17 protein-coding genes are annotated in these 17,600 nt (G+C 57.2%); 1 reads left to right on the top strand and 16 read right to left on the bottom strand.

What is annotated here, in order from left to right; translation table 11 throughout:
• Window positions 1-51: 51 nt before the first annotated feature.
• Window positions 52-1,356, top strand: a complete 1,305-nt coding sequence (locus AC1DVE_RS01630; protein WP_223531986.1) for an MFS transporter — start codon at window positions 52-54, stop codon at window positions 1,354-1,356.
• A gap of 330 nt (window positions 1,357-1,686) precedes the next feature.
• Here AC1DVE_RS01630 and glmS read toward each other — a convergent pair whose 3' ends face one another.
• The 16 genes from glmS to mnmG all read right to left on the bottom strand — a co-directional run bounded on the left by glmS (window position 1,687) and on the right by mnmG (window position 17,476).
• Entirely contained in the window at window positions 1,687-3,519 is a 1,833-nt protein-coding gene (gene glmS / locus AC1DVE_RS01635; RefSeq protein WP_223455178.1) for a glutamine--fructose-6-phosphate transaminase (isomerizing), read from the bottom strand.
• Window position 3,520: 1 nt separating this feature from the next.
• Window positions 3,521-4,297, bottom strand: coding sequence for a DeoR family transcriptional regulator (locus AC1DVE_RS01640; RefSeq protein ID WP_223455176.1), 777 nt, complete (start codon window positions 4,295-4,297; stop codon window positions 3,521-3,523).
• Between the two features lie 194 nt (window positions 4,298-4,491).
• A complete protein-coding gene (gene glmU / locus AC1DVE_RS01645) occupies window positions 4,492-5,859 on the bottom strand; it encodes a bifunctional UDP-N-acetylglucosamine diphosphorylase/glucosamine-1-phosphate N-acetyltransferase GlmU (RefSeq protein ID WP_223455174.1) in 1,368 nt (455 codons plus the stop codon).
• 113 nt (window positions 5,860-5,972) lie between these two features.
• Window positions 5,973-6,398 (bottom strand): F0F1 ATP synthase subunit epsilon, encoded by a 426-nt coding sequence (locus AC1DVE_RS01650; RefSeq protein WP_223455172.1) that lies wholly within the window; start codon window positions 6,396-6,398, stop codon window positions 5,973-5,975.
• A 45-nt stretch (window positions 6,399-6,443) separates the two neighbouring features.
• Window positions 6,444-7,823 carry a F0F1 ATP synthase subunit beta gene (atpD, locus tag AC1DVE_RS01655; protein WP_095057928.1) on the bottom strand — a complete coding sequence of 460 codons (1,380 nt, stop codon included), beginning with the start codon at window positions 7,821-7,823 and terminating at the stop codon, window positions 6,444-6,446.
• Between the two features lie 27 nt (window positions 7,824-7,850).
• Window positions 7,851-8,711, bottom strand: coding sequence for a F0F1 ATP synthase subunit gamma (gene atpG / locus AC1DVE_RS01660; RefSeq protein WP_008045673.1), 861 nt, complete (start codon window positions 8,709-8,711; stop codon window positions 7,851-7,853).
• 50 nt (window positions 8,712-8,761) lie between these two features.
• A complete protein-coding gene (gene atpA / locus AC1DVE_RS01665) occupies window positions 8,762-10,306 on the bottom strand; it encodes a F0F1 ATP synthase subunit alpha (protein ID WP_030132553.1) in 1,545 nt (514 codons plus the stop codon).
• A gap of 21 nt (window positions 10,307-10,327) precedes the next feature.
• Window positions 10,328-10,864, bottom strand: coding sequence for a F0F1 ATP synthase subunit delta (locus tag AC1DVE_RS01670; RefSeq protein ID WP_008045680.1), 537 nt, complete (start codon window positions 10,862-10,864; stop codon window positions 10,328-10,330).
• A gap of 12 nt (window positions 10,865-10,876) precedes the next feature.
• Window positions 10,877-11,347: a F0F1 ATP synthase subunit B gene (locus AC1DVE_RS01675; protein WP_008064601.1), complete on the bottom strand. Its 471-nt coding sequence runs from the start codon at window positions 11,345-11,347 to the stop codon at window positions 10,877-10,879.
• Window positions 11,348-11,405: 58 nt separating this feature from the next.
• Entirely contained in the window at window positions 11,406-11,663 is a 258-nt protein-coding gene (gene atpE / locus AC1DVE_RS01680; RefSeq protein ID WP_003097235.1) for a F0F1 ATP synthase subunit C, read from the bottom strand.
• 133 nt (window positions 11,664-11,796) lie between these two features.
• Complete coding sequence (gene atpB / locus AC1DVE_RS01685) at window positions 11,797-12,666, bottom strand: F0F1 ATP synthase subunit A (protein ID WP_108230975.1); 870 nt, start codon at window positions 12,664-12,666, stop codon at window positions 11,797-11,799.
• A 16-nt stretch (window positions 12,667-12,682) separates the two neighbouring features.
• Entirely contained in the window at window positions 12,683-13,090 is a 408-nt protein-coding gene (locus AC1DVE_RS01690) for a F0F1 ATP synthase subunit I (protein WP_108230976.1), read from the bottom strand.
• A 148-nt stretch (window positions 13,091-13,238) separates the two neighbouring features.
• Window positions 13,239-14,111 (bottom strand): ParB/RepB/Spo0J family partition protein, encoded by an 873-nt coding sequence (locus AC1DVE_RS01695; RefSeq protein WP_223455170.1) that lies wholly within the window; start codon window positions 14,109-14,111, stop codon window positions 13,239-13,241.
• Between the two features lie 9 nt (window positions 14,112-14,120).
• The gene (locus AC1DVE_RS01700; protein WP_007969897.1) at window positions 14,121-14,918 is read right to left on the bottom strand and encodes a ParA family protein; all 798 of its coding nucleotides are present in this window, start codon (window positions 14,916-14,918) and stop codon (window positions 14,121-14,123) included.
• Window positions 14,919-14,936: 18 nt separating this feature from the next.
• On the bottom strand, window positions 14,937-15,581 hold the full coding sequence (rsmG, locus tag AC1DVE_RS01705) for a 16S rRNA (guanine(527)-N(7))-methyltransferase RsmG (RefSeq protein ID WP_223455168.1): 645 nt from the start codon (window positions 15,579-15,581) through the stop codon (window positions 14,937-14,939).
• Window positions 15,578-17,476 (bottom strand): tRNA uridine-5-carboxymethylaminomethyl(34) synthesis enzyme MnmG, encoded by a 1,899-nt coding sequence (mnmG, locus tag AC1DVE_RS01710; RefSeq protein WP_223443616.1) that lies wholly within the window; start codon window positions 17,474-17,476, stop codon window positions 15,578-15,580. The genes rsmG and mnmG overlap by 4 nt, the downstream gene beginning before the upstream one ends.
• Window positions 17,477-17,600: the final 124 nt, after the last annotated feature.

Here is a 17,600-nt window from a genome sequence, read left to right on the forward strand (position 1 = left end):
CTTGAACATCCTGCTTGTGCCGTCGCCCCTATCTGGATCAAAGATACATCCATGAATGGAAATTTTTCAGGTACTACTTGGGGTCTTCCCGATATCGACCGGCGCCTGCTGAAACTGCAATTCAGCTATTTGCTGATCACTCTGGGTGGACGGTGCAATCAACTGGCGGTGGCTTGGTGGGCCCTGCAGGTAACAGGCTCTGCGACCTACTTCGCCAACATGATTGCCTGTTCCATCGCGGCGGAAGTGTTAGCCAAACCCCTGCTGGGATGGCTGGGCGACAAGTACAACAAAATCCTCATCATCAAACTGACCTCATGGATCAGCCTGCTGACCGCGTTATTGATGGCGGTACTGTCCGCCACGGAGTCTTTCAACCCTTGGGCGGTTGGCGTGCTGATGATGCTCAGCAGTGCGATCGTCGGCGTTCGTGACCCTCTCCAGGCGTCGATCATTCCTTTGTTTGCAGACGACGATAAAGTCTCCTTGGCCTTTCGGACCAAAAGTGTGATGTCGTCTTTTTCTATTCTTCTGGGACCGGTACTGGCCAGTGGGTTGATTTACGGGGTCGGTATCACTATGGCCTTTGCCACCGATTTTTTTGCAATTCTCATCGCCGGGGCATTGATTGCAACCATCCCGAGCCACATCGGTGCAGTTGACCCATGCGAAAAAACACCACGTGCAAGTGGCTTCAGCATGATCTTTTCAGGTTTCAAAGTGGTTTATGGCGTGAAAGTCGAATTTTACCTGGCCATCATTGCGATGCTGATCAATTTCGCGCTGTTTCCATTTTTCACTATCTTGATCCCACTGTACGTAAAGGACGTCATCCAGTATCCGGTCACTTACATTGGTCTTCTGGATTCGTGCTTCGGGCTGGGCATTTTGGCGGGAAGTTACAAAATCATCGGGTGGTTATCCGAACGGGTCCCTCGTGACATGTGCGTCTCCGCAGGTTTTGCACTACTGGGAGGCAACCTAGTGGTGGTTGGCACTATTTCATCGTCGTTGATCGTACCAGCGGCCTTTTTCTGCGGCGGCATCGGCCTGATGTTGATCAATACTCCTACCTCTGCGGTGAGATTGCTGGCGACGCCCACGCTCCATCGCAACCGGATTTTTGCCACGGTTTCATTTCTGTCTGCAGCGGCTAGCCCCCTCGGCAGTTTCGCGATGACCGCCCTGATCTCTTATCTGGGAATCACACTGACAATTACGCTGCTGGGCATCATGGTGCTGCTGTTATCACTGCTGGTCCTATTGGTACCGGACTTTAGACTTTTCATGCGCTCCCAAGATACGCAACTCAATGATGCCTACCTGGATAAATACCCTAAAGCGTTTGCGCACTAATGTGCCTCGTTGTACTTACAAACGGAGTGGCCTTTCATGATGCCGGAGTCCAAGGATCGACCCGAATCTGCTCGACATGAACAGATCTGCTCAGGCCAATACTTTGATAACAGGGGCTGTACCGGTTTCCTGTGTGATCCGGCTAAGGATCGGACCTCGGTTCTGATGTCAGGGCTTTCGGACGGTGTAGCGCTGGCACCGATCGCAGCCAGCACCAGAGTAGTCCGTCTAATCGCCGACGGAGGCGAACTTTGCCGCCCCTCAACCGTGTTGAGCTGATGGTCTCAAATAGTTCTTAAGCACAAACAGCTCAACTCACCTGTGGATAACTTATTCCACAGTGACCGATTTCGCCAGGTTGCGCGGCTGGTCAACGTCGGTGCCTTTGAGCACGGCGACGTAGTACGACAGCAGTTGCAGCGGGATGGTGTAGAGAATCGGCGACAGGATGTCGTGGATGTGCGGCATGTGCACCACGTGGGTGCCTTCACCGTTGGTCATGCCGGCCTTCTCGTCAGCGAAGACGATCAACTGGCCACCGCGGGCGCGGACTTCCTGAAGGTTGGACTTCAGCTTCTCCAGCAGTTCGTTGTTTGGCGCCACGGTCACCACTGGCATGTCGTTATCCACAAGCGCCAACGGGCCGTGTTTCAGCTCGCCGGCCGGATAGGCTTCAGCGTGGATGTAGGAAATTTCCTTGAGCTTGAGTGCCCCTTCCATCGCCACCGGGAACTGCGCGCCACGGCCGAGGAACAGCGTGTGGTGTTTCTCGGCGAACAGCTCGGAGATTTTTTCCACGGTGCTGTCCATGGCCAGCGCTTCGCCCAGACGGGTCGGCAAACGACGCAGTTCTTCGACCAGCGTTGCTTCGACACCTTCGGCCAAGGTGCCACGAACCTGGCCCAGGGAAAGCGTCAGCAACAACAGGCCAACCAATTGCGTGGTGAAGGCTTTGGTCGATGCCACACCGATTTCGCGACCGGCCTGGGTCAACAGGGTCAGATCGGATTCACGCACCAGCGAGCTGATGCCGACGTTGCAGATCGCCAGGCTGGCGAGGTAGCCCAGTTCCTTGGCGTTGCGCAACGCGGCCAGGGTGTCGGCGGTTTCGCCGGACTGGGAAATGGTCACGAACAGGGTGTCCGGCTGCACCACTACCTTGCGGTAGCGGAATTCGCTGGCGACTTCGACCTGGCAAGGAATCCCGGCCAGCTCTTCGAGCCAGTAACGCGCGACCATGCCGGCGTGGTAACTGGTGCCGCACGCGACGATCTGTACATTGCGTACTTTGGCGAACAGCTCGGCAGCCTGTGGGCCGAATGCCTGTACCAGTACCTGGTTCTGGCTCAGGCGACCTTCCAGGGTGCGCTGCACCACGGATGGTTGCTCGTGGATTTCCTTGAGCATGAAGTGGCGGAACTCGCCCTTTTCAGCGGCTTCGGCACCATCGCGATACTGCACGGCTTCGCGCTCGACAGCCTTGCCGTCAACGTCCCAGATCTGCACGCTGTCGCGGCGGATTTCAGCGATATCGCCTTCTTCCAGGTACATGAAGCGGTCAGTGACCTGACGCAGGGCCAACTGGTCGGACGCCAGGAAGTTTTCCCCCAGACCCAGGCCGATCACCAGCGGGCTGCCGCTGCGGGCTGCGACCAGACGATCCGGTTGCTTCGAGCTGATCACTGCCAGGCCGTAAGCACCGTGCAACTCTTTGACGGTCGCCTTGAGGGCTACGGTCAGGTCGCGCAGATCCTTGAGTTTGTGGTTCAGCAGGTGGGCGATGACTTCGGTGTCGGTGTCCGAGGTGAACACGTAGCCCAAAGCCTTGAGTTGTTCACGCAGGGCTTCGTGGTTTTCGATGATGCCGTTGTGCACTACTGCCAAGTCACCGGAGAAATGCGGGTGAGCATTGCGCTCGCACGGTGCGCCATGGGTGGCCCAGCGCGTGTGGGCGATGCCCAGACGACCGACCAGCGGCTCGGTGGTCAGTGCCTGCTCCAACTCACTGACCTTGCCCGGACGACGCAGGCGCTCGAGTTTTTCATCGTTGGTGTAGACCGCCACACCAGCGCTGTCATACCCACGGTATTCCAGACGCTTCAGGCCTTCGACGAGGATGGCGGTGATGTTACGTTCTGCGACTGCGCCGACAATTCCACACATGCTATTTCTCCTGACTGACAGCCGCGCAAATCAAATTGATGCCGCGGGCCTGAATCTGATCGCGAGCCTCAAGCGGCAGGCGTTCATCGGTAATAAGGGTATGGACACTGCTCCAGGGCAGCTCCAGGTTGGGAATCTTGCGGCCGATCTTGTCGGCCTCCACCATCACGACCACTTCGCGGGCGACTTCGGCCATGACCCGGCTCAGCCCGAGCAGTTCGTTGAAGGTGGTTGTACCGCGAACCAGATCGATGCCATCGGCGCCGATAAACAGCTGGTCGAAGTCGTAGGAGCGTAGTACCTGCTCGGCAACCTGCCCCTGAAAGGACTCGGAATGCGGGTCCCAGGTACCACCGGTCATCAACAGCACCGGTTCGTGCTCAAGCTCGCTCAGGGCATTGGCGACATACAGCGAGTTGGTCATCACCACCAGGCCGGGTTGCTGCCCGAGTTCCGGGATCATGGAAGCGGTGGTACTACCACTGTCGATAATGATCCGCGCATGCTCGCGAATCCGCGCGACGGCGGCACGGGCGATGGCTTGTTTGTATTTTGAAACCGGCTGACCAAGGTCCGCGACCAGCTCTTGAGGCATGGTGATCGCTCCGCCGTAACGACGCAGCAACAGACCATTGCTTTCAAGCGCCGCCAGATCCTTGCGAATCGTAACCTCCGACGTTTCGAAGCGCTTGGCCAACTCATCCACACTGACTTCGCCCTGCTCATTGAGCAAGGCGAGGATGTTGTGACGACGCTGAGGTGTGTTGCGCTTCGACATGAGCTGGTAAGTTTCGTTTCGAAAGATAACGGAAGCAATCAAAACCTATCAGCGAAACTTCGTCAAGCGCCATGCGATAAAAAGAGCTGTGGATAAAAGCATCGCGGGCAAGTTGGATCGGCGATCCGACTTGCCCGCGAATACGATAGATCAGCCTGTGAATAACTTCAGACGATCACCCATATGTGGATAACTTAGCTCTTGTTGATCTTCTCCGGCCGCTTCCAGCCGTCGATGTTCTTCTGACGAGCACGCCCGATGGCCAACTGGGATTTATCCACAGCCGAGGTAATGGTCGAACCGGCCGCCGTGGTCGCACCGTCCAAGATATCCACAGGTGCTACCAACGAGTTGTTGGAACCAATGAACACATCTTCGCCCAACACGGTTTTCCACTTATTGGCGCCGTCATAGTTGCAGGTGATGGTACCGGCACCGATGTTGGTACGCGCGCCCACTTCGGCATCGCCCAGATAAGCCAGGTGACCGGCCTTGGCGCCTTCGCCCAAGTGCGCGTTTTTCAACTCGACGAAGTTACCCACATGCGCCCGGGCCTCCAGCACGGTACCTGGACGCAGACGCGCGAACGGGCCGGCATCGCTGCCTTCACCCAGAATGGCACCTTCAATATGGCTGTTGGCCTTGATGACCACGCCTTTGCGCAGGGTGCTGTCCTTGATCACGCAGTTCGGGCCGATCACCACGTCATCTTCGATTACCACCTTGCCTTCGAGGATCACGTTGATATCAATCAATACATCGCGGCCTACGGTCACGTCTCCACGCACGTCGAAACGAGCCGGGTCGCGCAGCGTCACACCTTGAGCCATCAAACGACGACCGGCGCGCAATTGATAATGCCGTTCCAGTTCGGAAAGCTGCTTGCGGTCGTTGGCACCCTGCACTTCCATGGCGTCGTGCGGTTGCTCGGTGGCCACCACCAGACCATCGCTCACTGCCATGGCAATGATGTCGGTCAGGTAGTACTCGCCCTGGGCGTTGTTATTGGAGAGACGGCTCATCCATTCGCCAAGACGGGCAAAAGGCAGCGCCAGAATGCCGGTATTACCTTCGGTGATTTTGCGTTCGGCTTCATTGGCATCTTTCTGTTCGACGATGGCCGCAACCTTGCCGGCAGCATCACGAACAATGCGGCCGTAACCGGTCGGGTCATCCAGTTCGACAGTCAGCAAGCCCAACTGCTGCGGACCCACCTGCTTGAGCAGGCGCTGCAGGGTTTCGACCTCGATCAACGGCACATCACCGTAGAGCACCAGCACGGTGTCGGACTGAATGAACGGCACTGCTTGAGCAACGGCGTGACCGGTACCCAACTGTTTATCCTGCAGGACGAAATTCAGATCATCCGCCGCCAAGCGTTCGCGCACGGCGTCGGCACCATGACCGATCACGACGTGAATGCGCTGTGGATCAAGTTGCCGGGCGCTGTGGATAACATGACCGAGCATGGAGTTGCCGGCAATCGGGTGCAAAACCTTCGGCAAAGCGGAACGCATACGCGTGCCTTGGCCTGCAGCGAGAATAACGATTTCAAGAGACATGACTGGCTACCAATCCTGGGTGGTCAGCGGCTGCGACCGGGTTGTAAAAATCGGAAAAGAAAAAAGGGTAGCCGAGGCTACCCTTTTTAATCAATCACACAATAAGTGCAGCCTTAGTGGCCGAACTTCTTGCGGATCTGCTGGACGGTGCGCAGCTGAGCTGCAGCCTCGGCCAGACGTGCGGCAGCAGCACCGTAGTCGAACTCACCGCCTCTGTCGTGCAGAGCCTTCTCGGCAGCCTTGACGGCTTCCAAAGCTGCGGCTTCGTCCAGGTCGGCAGCACGTTGCACAGTGTCGGCAAGCACCTTGACCATGTTCGGCTGAACCTCGAGGAAACCGCCGGAGATGTAATACACCTCCTCTTCCCCGCCCTGCTTGATCAGGCGGATCGGGCCCGGCTTGAGATTAGTGATCAGCGGCGCGTGACCCAGGGCGATACCAAGATCACCCAGTGCACCGTGCGCAACCACCATCTCGACCAGGCCGGAAAAGATTTCTCCTTCCGCACTGACGATGTCGCAATGGACTGTCATAGCCATCTGATTGCCTCAACCTAAATTAGCGCCCGTTGCCGGGCGCCGGGATTACAGTTTCTTGGCTTTCTCGATCGCTTCTTCGATGCCGCCAACCATGTAGAACGCTTGTTCTGGCAGGTGGTCGTAGTCACCGTTGAGGATGCCTTTGAAGCCAGCAATGGTGTCTTTCAGGGAAACGTATTTACCCGATGCACCGGTGAAGACTTCAGCCACGAAGAACGGCTGCGACAAGAAGCGCTGGATCTTACGAGCACGGTTTACCAACTGCTTGTCGGCTTCCGACAGCTCGTCCATACCCAGGATCGCAATGATGTCCTTCAGTTCTTTGTAACGCTGCAGAACGTACTGAACGCCGCGAGCGGTGTCGTAGTGGTCCTGGCCGATCACGTTCGGGTCCAGCTGGCGCGAAGTCGAATCCAGTGGGTCTACCGCTGGGTAGATACCCAGGGAAGCGATGTCACGGGACAGAACGACGGTAGCGTCCAAGTGGGCGAAGGTGGTCGCTGGCGACGGGTCGGTCAAGTCATCCGCAGGTACGTATACCGCTTGGATCGAAGTGATCGAACCTTCCTTGGTCGAAGTGATACGTTCTTGCAGAACGCCCATCTCTTCAGCCAGGGTCGGCTGGTAACCTACTGCCGAAGGCATACGGCCCAGCAGTGCGGATACTTCAGTACCGGCCAAGGTGTAACGATAGATGTTGTCGACGAACAGCAGAACGTCGTTACCTTCGTCACGGAACTTCTCGGCCATGGTCAGGCCGGTCAGTGCTACGCGCAGACGGTTACCCGGCGGCTCGTTCATCTGACCGTAAACCAGTGCCACTTTGTCCAGAACGTTGGAATCCTTCATCTCGTGGTAGAAGTCGTTACCCTCACGAGTACGCTCACCCACACCGGCGAACACGGAATAACCGCTGTGCTCGATGGCGATGTTACGGATCAGTTCCATCATGTTTACGGTTTTGCCTACACCGGCACCACCGAACAGACCGACTTTACCGCCTTTGGCGAACGGGCAAACCAGGTCGATAACCTTGATGCCGGTTTCCAGCAGGTCGTTGCCGCCTGCTTGTTCAGCGAACGAAGGCGCTGGACGGTGAATGCCCCAACGCTCTTCAGTAGCGATTGGACCAGCTTCGTCGATCGGGTTGCCCAGAACGTCCATGATCCGGCCCAGAGTCGCTTTACCGACCGGTACGGAGATGGCTGCGCCGGAGTCGATAACGTCCAGACCGCGCTTCAAGCCTTCGGTGGAACCCATCGCAATGGTACGAACCACGCCGTCGCCCAGCTGCTGCTGAACTTCCAGAGTGGTCCCGGCCGCGCTTTGAACTGTCAGCGCGTTGTAGATGCTCGGTACGCTGTCGCGTGGAAATTCCACGTCGATAACGGCGCCGATGATTTGAACGATACGTCCGCTACTCATAGCTGGATCCTCTGAATATTTGAACCGTTAAACCGCGGCAGCGCCGCCGACGATTTCCGAGATCTCTTGGGTGATCGCAGCCTGACGCGCCTTGTTGTAGACCAGCTGCAAATCGCTGATCAAATCACCGGCGTTGTCGGTAGCGTTCTTCATCGCGATCATCCGCGCAGCTTGTTCAGCCGCGTTGTTCTCGACCACCGCCTGGTAGACCTGTGACTCCACGTAACGGACCATCAAGCCGTCCAGCAGCTCCTTGGCATCCGGTTCGTAGAGATAGTCCCAGTGGTGCTTGAGGTCTTGATCCGGGGTTGCCACCAGTGGAATCAACTGCTCCACGGTAGGCTGTTGCGTCATGGTGTTGATGAACTTGTTGGACACCACGGACAGGCGGTCAATACGGCCGTCCAGGTAGGCATCCAGCATCACCTTGACGCTGCCGATCAGATCATTGATCGACGGCTCTTCACCCAGGTGGCTGATAGCTGCAACGACGTTACCGCCGAAGTTGCGGAAAAAGGCCGCACCCTTGCTACCAACGACACACAGATCGATCTCGACGCCGTTTTCGCGGTTTACCGCCATGTCCTTGACCAGGGCCTTGAACAGGTTGGTGTTCAAGCCGCCGCACAGACCACGGTCACTGCTCACTACGACATAACCAACACGCTTGATTTCGCGGTCGATCATGAACGGGTGGCGGTATTCCGGGTTGGCGTTGGCCAGATGCCCAATTACCTGGCGGATACGCTCCGCATAAGGACGGCTAGCAGCCATGCGCATTTGTGCCTTGCGCATTTTGCTGACCGCCACTTTTTCCATGGCGCTGGTAATCTTTTGCGTGCTTTTGATGCTCGCAATCTTACTGCGAATCTCTTTTGCGCCTGCCATGTAACACCTATCAGGTTAGCAAGCGGGAGCCTTGCGGCTCCCGCTGCGGCTTACCAGGTTTGGGTGGCCTTGAACTTCTCGATACCGGCTTTCATGCCAGCGTCGATTTCGTCATTGAAGTCACCTTTCACGTTGATCTTCGCCATCAAATCGGCGTGATCGCGGTTGAAGAAAGCAATCAGCGCTTGCTCGAAGCTGCCGATCTTGGCGATTTCAACGTCAGTCAGGAACCCACGCTCAGCGGCATACAGCGACAGCGCCATGTCAGCGATCGACATTGGTGCGTATTGCTTCTGCTTCATCAGCTCGGTAACGCGCTGACCATGCTCAAGTTGCTTACGGGTCGCTTCGTCCAGGTCAGAAGCGAACTGGGCGAATGCCGCCAGTTCACGGTACTGAGCCAGAGCGGTACGGATACCACCGGACAGCTTCTTGATGATCTTGGTCTGAGCGGCACCACCCACACGGGATACCGAAACACCGGCGTTCACTGCAGGGCGGATGCCCGAGTTGAACATGGCCGATTCCAGGAAGATCTGACCGTCGGTGATGGAAATCACGTTGGTCGGAACGAACGCGGAAACGTCGCCAGCCTGGGTTTCGATGATCGGCAGTGCGGTCAGGGAACCGGTTTTGCCGGTCACTGCGCCGTTGGTGAACTTCTCTACATATTCTTCCGAAACGCGGGATGCGCGCTCCAGCAGACGGGAGTGGAGATAGAACACGTCGCCTGGGTAAGCTTCGCGGCCTGGTGGACGGCGCAGCAGCAGGGAAATCTGGCGGTACGCCACTGCTTGCTTGGACAGATCGTCATAAACGATCAGCGCGTCTTCACCGCGGTCGCGGAAGAATTCACCCATGGTGCAACCGGAGTACGGTGCCAGGAATTGCAGCGCAGGAGATTCCGAAGCACTGGCAGCCACGATGATCGTGTTGGCCAGGGCGCCGTTTTCTTCCAGCTTGCGAACCACGTTGGCGATGGTCGATTGTTTCTGACCGATCGCTACGTAGACGCAGAAAATGCCGCTGTTCTTCTGGTTGATGATCGCGTCGATCGCCAGAGCGGTTTTACCGATCTGACGGTCACCGATGATCAGCTCACGCTGGCCACGGCCGACAGGGATCATGGCATCGACAGCCTTGTAGCCAGTCTGTACAGGCTGGTCTACCGACTTACGCCAGATCACGCCTGGAGCAACTTTCTCGACCGCGTCGGTCTCGGTGTTGCCCAGTGGACCTTTGCCGTCAACAGGGTTACCCAGTGCGTCGACTACGCGACCCAGCAGTTCCTTACCAACCGGAACTTCCAGGATGCGGCCAGTGCACTTGGCGCTCATGCCTTCAGCCAGAGACTGGTATGCGCCCAATACAACGGCACCTACGGAGTCTTGCTCCAGGTTGAGGGCCATACCGAAGACGCCGCCCGGAAACTCGATCATCTCGCCGTACATGACGTCGGCCAGACCGTGAATCCGCACGATACCGTCAGATACGCTGACGACAGTGCCTTCGTTACGGGCTTGGGAGGTCACATCGAGCTTGTCGATGCGGCCCTTGATAATTTCACTTATTTCGGAAGGATTGAGTTGCTGCATTGCTCTGCTGCCCCTTCAAACTCAAGATTTCAATGCTTCGGCAAGTTTCGCGATTTTGCCGCGAATCGAGCCATCGATAACCAGGTCGCCGGCGCGGATGACGACACCACCAATAAGGGCAGCGTCCTCCGCAACTTGCAGGCGCACTTCCCGGTTGAGTCGTGCACTGAGAACCTTGGCGAGTTTGTCTTGCTGTTCTTGGTTCAATGCGAAAGCACTGGTCACTTCAACGTCTACCGACTTCTCTTGTTCGGCCTTGTACAGGTCGAACAGAGCGGCGATCTCCGGCAACAGCGGGAGACGGTCGTTTTCGGCAACGACGTGGATGAAGTTCTGTGCCTTGGCATCAAACTTGTCGCCGCACACGTCAATAAACGTGGCGGCCTTTTCTGCGCTCGTCAGTCGCGGGGCCTTGAGCACGCGCTGCATGGTGTCGTCTTCCGACACCGCTGCAGCCAGGCCGAGCATGGCTGACCAATTGGCCAGTTGCTGGTGGGCCTGAGCGTGCTCGAAGGCCGCCTTAGCGTAAGGTCGGGCCAACGTGGTCAGTTCTGCCATGATCGCCCTCGCTTAGATTTCAGCAGCCAGTTGGTTAACCAGCTCTGCGTGCGCGTTTTGATCGATTGTGGCACCCAGGATCTTCTCGGCGCCGCCGACTGCCAGCAAGCCCACTTGGGCACGCAGCGCGTCTTTGACACTGTTCAGTTCCTGTTCGATCTCGGCCTGAGCCTGAACCTTCACACGGTCAGCGTCGATACGGGCTTTTTCAACAGCCTCTTCGACAATCTGATTACCGCGTTTCTTGGCTTGCTCGATGATTTCAGCTGCCTGAGCTTTCGCTTCGCGCAGTTGCTGACCCGCTTTCTCTTGGGCCAACTCCAGGTCGCGAGCTGCTCGGCTGGCAGCGTCCAGACCATCAGCGATCTTCTTTTGACGTTCGTGCAATGCCGCAATGACCGGAGGCCATACGAACTTCATGCAGAACAGTACAAAAATCAGGAACGCAACGGACTGGCCAATCAGGGTCGCATTAATGTTCACGCCAACACCTCGCAGTTACGTTGTCCATCACACCAAATTACCCGGAAGATCCGAGTAATTAGCCAGCGATTTGACCAACGAACGGGTTCGCAAAGGTGAAGAACAGAGCGATACCAACACCGATCATGGTTACGGCGTCGAGCAGACCGGCAACGATGAACATTTTAACTTGCAGCATTGGAACCATTTCTGGCTGACGCGCTGCGCCTTCCAGGAACTTGCCGCCCAGCAGGCCGAAACCAATTGCGGTACCCAGTGCGCCCAGGCCGATCAACAGTGCAACAGCGATAGCGGTTAGACCAACTACAGTTTCCATCTTTCCTCCCGACTTTTACGTCGTATGGTTTAGGTTTTTTAGATTAAAGCGGTAAAACAAATCGTTTCAGATGCCCCGTAAGGAGCCCCTTCCCGTTTTACCGGGAAGGACATCAGACTAGTCGAGACTGGTCTTAATGGTTTTCTTCGTGCGCCATCGACAGGTAGATGATGGTCAGAATCATGAAGATGAACGCTTGCAGGGTGATGATCAGGATGTGGAATACAGCCCACGCCCATTGCAACACCACAGCCAGACCGCTGAGCCACAGCAGGCCGCTGCCGAACATCACCGCGATCAGGATGAACACCAGCTCGCCGGCATACATGTTGCCGAACAGACGCAGTGCCAGCGAGATCGGCTTGGCGATCAGGGTCACAAATTCGAGCAGGAAGTTAACCGGGATCAGCAGGATCTGCAGGAAAATGTTCTTGCTGCCAAACGGATGCAGGGTCAGTTCACCGAGGAAGCCACCGAGCCCCTTGATCTTGATGCTATAGAAAATGATCAGAGCGAAAACAGAGAAGGCCATGGCCAGCGTCGCGTTCGGGTCGGTCGTGGACACTGCACGGAACGGGATGTGCTTATCGCCGGAAATCAGCATGGCCAGTTGAGGAATCCAGTCGACCGGAATCAGGTCGATGGCGTTCATCATGAACACCCAGACGAAAACCGTCAGTGCCAGTGGAGCAACTACCTGGCTACGGCCGTGGAAGCTGTCCTTCACGGCGCTATCGACGAATTCAACCATCACTTCGACGAAGTTCTGCAGACCGCCAGGCTGACCGGAGGTCGCCTTCTTGGCCGCCATGCGGAAAAGCAGTACGAAAATCAGACCCAGCGCAACCGACCACCCGAGAGTATCGACGTGGAATGCCCAGAAGCCCATTGCTTTGGCTTCTGCTGCGGTGTGGGCAAAGCCCCAGCCGCCGGTAGGTAACTGACCGAAAGTCAGGTTCTGCAAGTGGTGCTGGATATAGCCCGAAGCGGATTCTGCTGCCATGGTTGCCTCAAACGCCCTAAGGTCTCGAAAGTCTTGTTTTCATAAGCAGGGGTGCGAACCAGCTGACCAGTTGGGTCAGCACGAAGACGCCGAATACAGCCAGCGGCGCCAACGGCTTCACACCTGCAAACGTCAGTGCAAACAGCACTGCCGTCAAAATCAGTTTGCCCGCCTCGCCGGCATAAAAAGACCGGACGATGGCTTGAGCTGCCCGGGCGCCGGAAAACCGAAATGCCCTGTGAGCGAAATACACATTGGGCAGCAAGGCTATCAGGCCTCCGCAAAGTCCCGAGTACCCGGCAACGACTCCATACCGTTGCCAGAGCGCCAAAGCGGCAATGAGCAGAACGACAAATTGAGCCATTAACACCGGAAAAACTGCCAGGCGATGGAACGGCAGGCGGTTTGGCGTGCGGGTTTCCATCACGTTTGCTCTCCAATGGTCGGCTGCCGAAATTCAATAACTTGGCATAATTTGTGCCGACAAAATGCGCGCAGAGTATAGGGGCGGTTCTGCCCCTATTCAACTGTCAGGTAGTGATTTCCGTCTGCGCGCTACATGTGGAAATGTTTCAGCGGATATGTGCGAGTACGCCTTGAAGCTCATCCAGGGAGTTGTAACCAATCACCAACTGCCCTTTACCCTTCTTACTGTGGCGAATCTGCACCGCAGAGCCTAGGCGCTCGGCCAGGCGCTGTTCGAGACGGGCGATATCCGGGTCCGGTTTTGCCGGTTCAACAGGCTCCGGTTTGCCACTCAACCACTGGCGAACCAGTGCCTCAGTCTGGCGCACGGTCAGTCCGCGTGCGACAACGTGTCGCGCCCCTTCAACCTGTTGAATTTCCGGCAAACCAAGCAAAGCACGGGCATGACCCATTTCCAGGTCGCCGTGGGACAACATGGTCTTGATGACTTCCGGCAAGGAAATCAGGCGCAACAGGTTGGCCACGGTCACCCGGGACTTGCCCACAGCTTCCGCCACCTGTTGCTGGGTCAGCTGGAACTCCTGCTGCAAACGCTGCAAGGCCACCGCTTCTTCAATCGGGTTCAGGTCTTCGCGCTGGATGTTCTCGATCAGCGCAATGGCAATGGCGGTTTCATCGGGTACATCGCGAACCATCGCCGGGATGGTTTCCTTCCCGGCTTGCTGGCTGGCGCGCCAGCGGCGTTCGCCGGCAATGATTTCAAAACGGCCGCTGCCGATCGGGCGAACCACGATGGGCTGCATGACGCCCTGGGCCTTGATCGACTGCGCCAACTCTTCGAGCGCTTGCGGATCCATGTCACGACGCGGCTGGTACTTGCCGCGCTGGAGCAGATCCAGGGGAAGGTGCTGCAGCTCACGCTGATCGGCTTGCGCCGCTTGATCTTCCAGCGAGCTGACAGTCGGACCACTCAACAGAGCATCCAGTCCACGTCCGAGACCTCGTTTCTTGACGGCCATGGGGATTCCTTAAGTTGCCTGAGCAGCGGCGATGCGTGAGTTTTTGCGTTGACGACGAACCATTTCGCCCGCCAATGCCAGGTAGGCAACGGCGCCTCGCGATGCTTTGTCGTACGCCAGCGCCGGCATGCCGTAGCTTGGCGCTTCGGCCAGTCGGATGTTGCGCGGAATGACGGTGTCGTAGAGCTGCTCGCCGAAGTGTTCCTTGAGCTGCGCCGAGACATCGTTCATCAGGCTCAGGCGCGGGTCGTACATCGTACGCAGCAGGCCTTCGACCTTGAGGTTCGGGTTCAGCAGTTCCGCGATACGCTTGATGTTATCCACAAGATCGCTCAAGCCTTCGAGTGCGAAGTACTCGCACTGCATGGGGATAATGACCCCGTCGGCGGCAACCAGTGCGTTCAAGGTCAGCATCGACAGCGACGGCGGGCAATCGATCAAAATGTAATCGTAGTTTTCCCGGATTGGCGCCAGCGCACTGCGCAAACGGCTTTCCTTCATCTGCATTTCCAGCAGAACCACTTCGGCCGCGGTGAGGTCGCGGTTGGCCGGCAACAACTGGTAACCACCGTGTTCGGAGAAGTGCATGGCCTGGGCCAGATCACATTCTCCGATCAACAGGTCGTAGACCGAGTTTTCCAGGCCATGTTTATCCACACCGCTACCCATGGTGGCGTTGCCCTGTGGATCAAGATCGATCAACAGCACCCGGCGCTTGGTCGCGACCAGGGATGCTGCGAGGTTGATGCAGGTGGTGGTTTTGCCCACGCCACCTTTTTGGTTCGCAATCGCGAATACCTTAGCCATTCTTGCTTGTGTTCCCAATCATGCCGTGCGGCGCAGTATCAGCAGATGGCGTTGGCCTTGGCAACCAGGTACGGCCAGGGCGTGTTCGCTATCGAGGTGGAAGTCTTCCGGCAATGCTACCAGCTCATCGGCCGGATGAACGCCCTTCATTGCCAGCCAGCGTGTTTCGCTATCGCCAAGGTGGCGAGTCCAGTTGCTGAAGTTCTCCATGCTGCTGAACGCCCGGGAAATGATCCCGTTGAACGGCTGGGCAGGCTGGAACGCTTCGACGCGACTGTGGATAACTTGCAGGTTATCCAGTTTGAGTTCGAGTTTTACCTGGGTCAGGAAGCGGGTTTTCTTGCCATTGCTGTCCAGGCAGGTCACCTGGGACTCGGGAAACAGGATCGCCAGCGGAATGCCTGGCATGCCGCCGCCACTGCCGACGTCGAGCCAGCGACCGTTTTCGATGAACGACATCACACTCAGGCTATCGAGCAAGTGACGGGAAACCATTTCGTCCGGATCACGCACGGCGGTGAGGTTGTAAGCCTTGTTCCATTTGATCAACAGGGCCAGGTAACCCAGCAGTTGTGCGTGCTGGGTTTCTGTCAGCGTGACGCCAAGCTGGCGGGCACCTGTGGATAACTCTTCTGCGTGTTGCGAAGTGACCAACGAACTCAAGCGCTTTGCTCCAACTGACGGCCCGCGCCGCGTTTTTTCAAATGAATCATCAACAGCGAAATGGCTGCCGGCGTAACGCCCGGGATACGCGAGGCCTGGCCCAAGGTTTCTGGACGGGTCGCGCCGAGCTTGCTCTGGATCTCCTTGGAGAGACCGGAAATGTTCGTGTAATCGATATCCACAGGCAATTTGGTGTCTTCGCTGGCGCGCAAGCGGGCGATTTCATCCTGTTGACGATCGATGTAGCCGGCGTACTTGGTCTTGATTTCGACCTGCTCGGCGACCTGTGGATCTTCTGCCCCCCCACCGGTCACGGCGATCAGACCAGCGTAGTCGATTTCCGGACGACTCAAGAGATTGAGCAGGTTGTATTCGTGGGTCAGTGGCGTGCCGAATTTTTCGGCAATGGCATCGCCCTGTTCGGTGCCCGGGCGTACCCAGGTGCTTTTCAGGCGCTGCTCTTCCAGTTCGATGCTTTCGCGTTTTTTGCAGAAAGCCGCCCAGCGCACGTCATCCACCAGGCCCAGCTCGCGACCTTTTTCGGTCAAGCGCAGGTCGGCGTTGTCTTCGCGCAGGATCAAGCGATATTCGGCACGGGACGTGAACATCCGGTACGGCTCTTGGGTACCGAGGGTAATCAGGTCGTCGACCAACACGCCGATATAGGCCTCGTCGCGACGCGGGCACCAGGCGTCTTTGCCTTGCGCACGCAATGCAGCGTTGGTCCCAGCGAGCAAACCCTGGGCACCGGCTTCTTCGTAACCGGTGGTGCCGTTGATCTGCCCGGCGAAGAACAGGCCGCCGATGACTTTGGTTTCCAAGCTGTATTTCAAATCGCGTGGATCGAAGTAGTCGTACTCGATCGCGTAGCCCGGCCGCACGATGTGCGCGTTTTCCATGCCGCGGATCGATTGCACGATCTGCAATTGCACGTCGAACGGCAAGCTTGTGGATATCCCGTTCGGATACAGCTCATGGGTGGTCAAACCTTCCGGTTCGATGAACACCTGATGGCTTTCCTTGTCGGCGAAGCGATGGATCTTGTCTTCGATCGACGGGCAATAACGCGGGCCGATGCCTTCGATCTCACCGGCAGCGGAATACATCGGCGAACGGTCGAGGTTCGCGGCAATGATTTCGTGGGTGCGGGCGTTGGTGTGGGTAATCCAGCAGCTGACTTGCTTCGGATGCTGCTCTTTGGACCCCATGAACGACATCACCGGGATCGGCGTATCACCCGGTTGCTCGGACATCACCGAGAAATCCACAGACCGGCCGTCGATACGTGGCGGAGTACCGGTTTTCAAACGACCCACACGCAATGGCAGTTCACGCAGACGGTGAGCCAGCGCGATCGATGGCGGATCACCGGCGCGACCGCCGGAAAAATTCTGCAACCCGATGTGGATAAGTCCACCGAGGAACGTGCCGGTGGTCAACACCACGGAATCGGCGAGGAAACGCAGGCCCATTTGCGTGACAACACCACGGACTTGTTCCTGCTCGACGATCAGGTCGTCAGCGGCCTGTTGAAATATCCACAGGTTCGGCTGGTTCTCCAGGATTTCGCGGACAGCTGCCTTGTACAGAACCCGGTCTGCCTGTGCGCGGGTTGCTCGCACGGCCGGGCCTTTGCGGCTGTTCAACACGCGAAACTGGATACCGCCTTTATCGGTAGCCATGGCCATCGCACCGCCAAGGGCGTCGATTTCCTTGACCAGGTGGCTTTTGCCGATCCCGCCGATGGCCGGGTTGCAACTCATGGCACCGAGGGTTTCCACGTTATGCGTCAGCAACAGGGTTTTAACCCCCATACGTGCTGAGGCCAGTGCTGCCTCGGTACCGGCATGACCGCCGCCGATGACGATCACTTCAAAACGGGAAGGGAAATCCACCACGCACCTCGTGCCTGCTTAAGTAGGTAATTCAGGAATAGTTTGAGCTCAGGTTTTTGGACCTGGTCGACAAGTATAGGGACTTCGCCCTTCCTAAAGAACCCTTTGCACAAAATTTAACCAG

The sequence above is a fragment of the Pseudomonas sp. P4_B4 genome (genome assembly GCF_056402255.1).

Excerpts from the sequence above, each read along its gene's own strand:
- AC1DVE_RS01630 (WP_223531986.1), top strand. The coding sequence starts at position 52 with ATGAATGGAAATTTTTCAGGTACTACTTGGGGTCTTCCCGATATCGAC.
- glmS (WP_223455178.1), bottom strand. The coding sequence starts at position 3,519 with ATGTGTGGAATTGTCGGCGCAGTCGCAGAACGTAACATCACCGCCATC.
- AC1DVE_RS01640 (WP_223455176.1), bottom strand. The coding sequence starts at position 4,297 with ATGTCGAAGCGCAACACACCTCAGCGTCGTCACAACATCCTCGCCTTG.
- glmU (WP_223455174.1), bottom strand. The coding sequence starts at position 5,859 with ATGTCTCTTGAAATCGTTATTCTCGCTGCAGGCCAAGGCACGCGTATG.
- AC1DVE_RS01650 (WP_223455172.1), bottom strand. The coding sequence starts at position 6,398 with ATGGCTATGACAGTCCATTGCGACATCGTCAGTGCGGAAGGAGAAATC.
- atpD (WP_095057928.1), bottom strand. The coding sequence starts at position 7,823 with ATGAGTAGCGGACGTATCGTTCAAATCATCGGCGCCGTTATCGACGTG.
- atpG (WP_008045673.1), bottom strand. The coding sequence starts at position 8,711 with ATGGCAGGCGCAAAAGAGATTCGCAGTAAGATTGCGAGCATCAAAAGC.
- atpA (WP_030132553.1), bottom strand. The coding sequence starts at position 10,306 with ATGCAGCAACTCAATCCTTCCGAAATAAGTGAAATTATCAAGGGCCGC.
- AC1DVE_RS01670 (WP_008045680.1), bottom strand. The coding sequence starts at position 10,864 with ATGGCAGAACTGACCACGTTGGCCCGACCTTACGCTAAGGCGGCCTTC.
- atpE (WP_003097235.1), bottom strand. The coding sequence starts at position 11,663 with ATGGAAACTGTAGTTGGTCTAACCGCTATCGCTGTTGCACTGTTGATC.
- atpB (WP_108230975.1), bottom strand. The coding sequence starts at position 12,666 with ATGGCAGCAGAATCCGCTTCGGGCTATATCCAGCACCACTTGCAGAAC.
- AC1DVE_RS01690 (WP_108230976.1), bottom strand. The coding sequence starts at position 13,090 with ATGGAAACCCGCACGCCAAACCGCCTGCCGTTCCATCGCCTGGCAGTT.
- AC1DVE_RS01695 (WP_223455170.1), bottom strand. The coding sequence starts at position 14,111 with ATGGCCGTCAAGAAACGAGGTCTCGGACGTGGACTGGATGCTCTGTTG.
- AC1DVE_RS01700 (WP_007969897.1), bottom strand. The coding sequence starts at position 14,918 with ATGGCTAAGGTATTCGCGATTGCGAACCAAAAAGGTGGCGTGGGCAAA.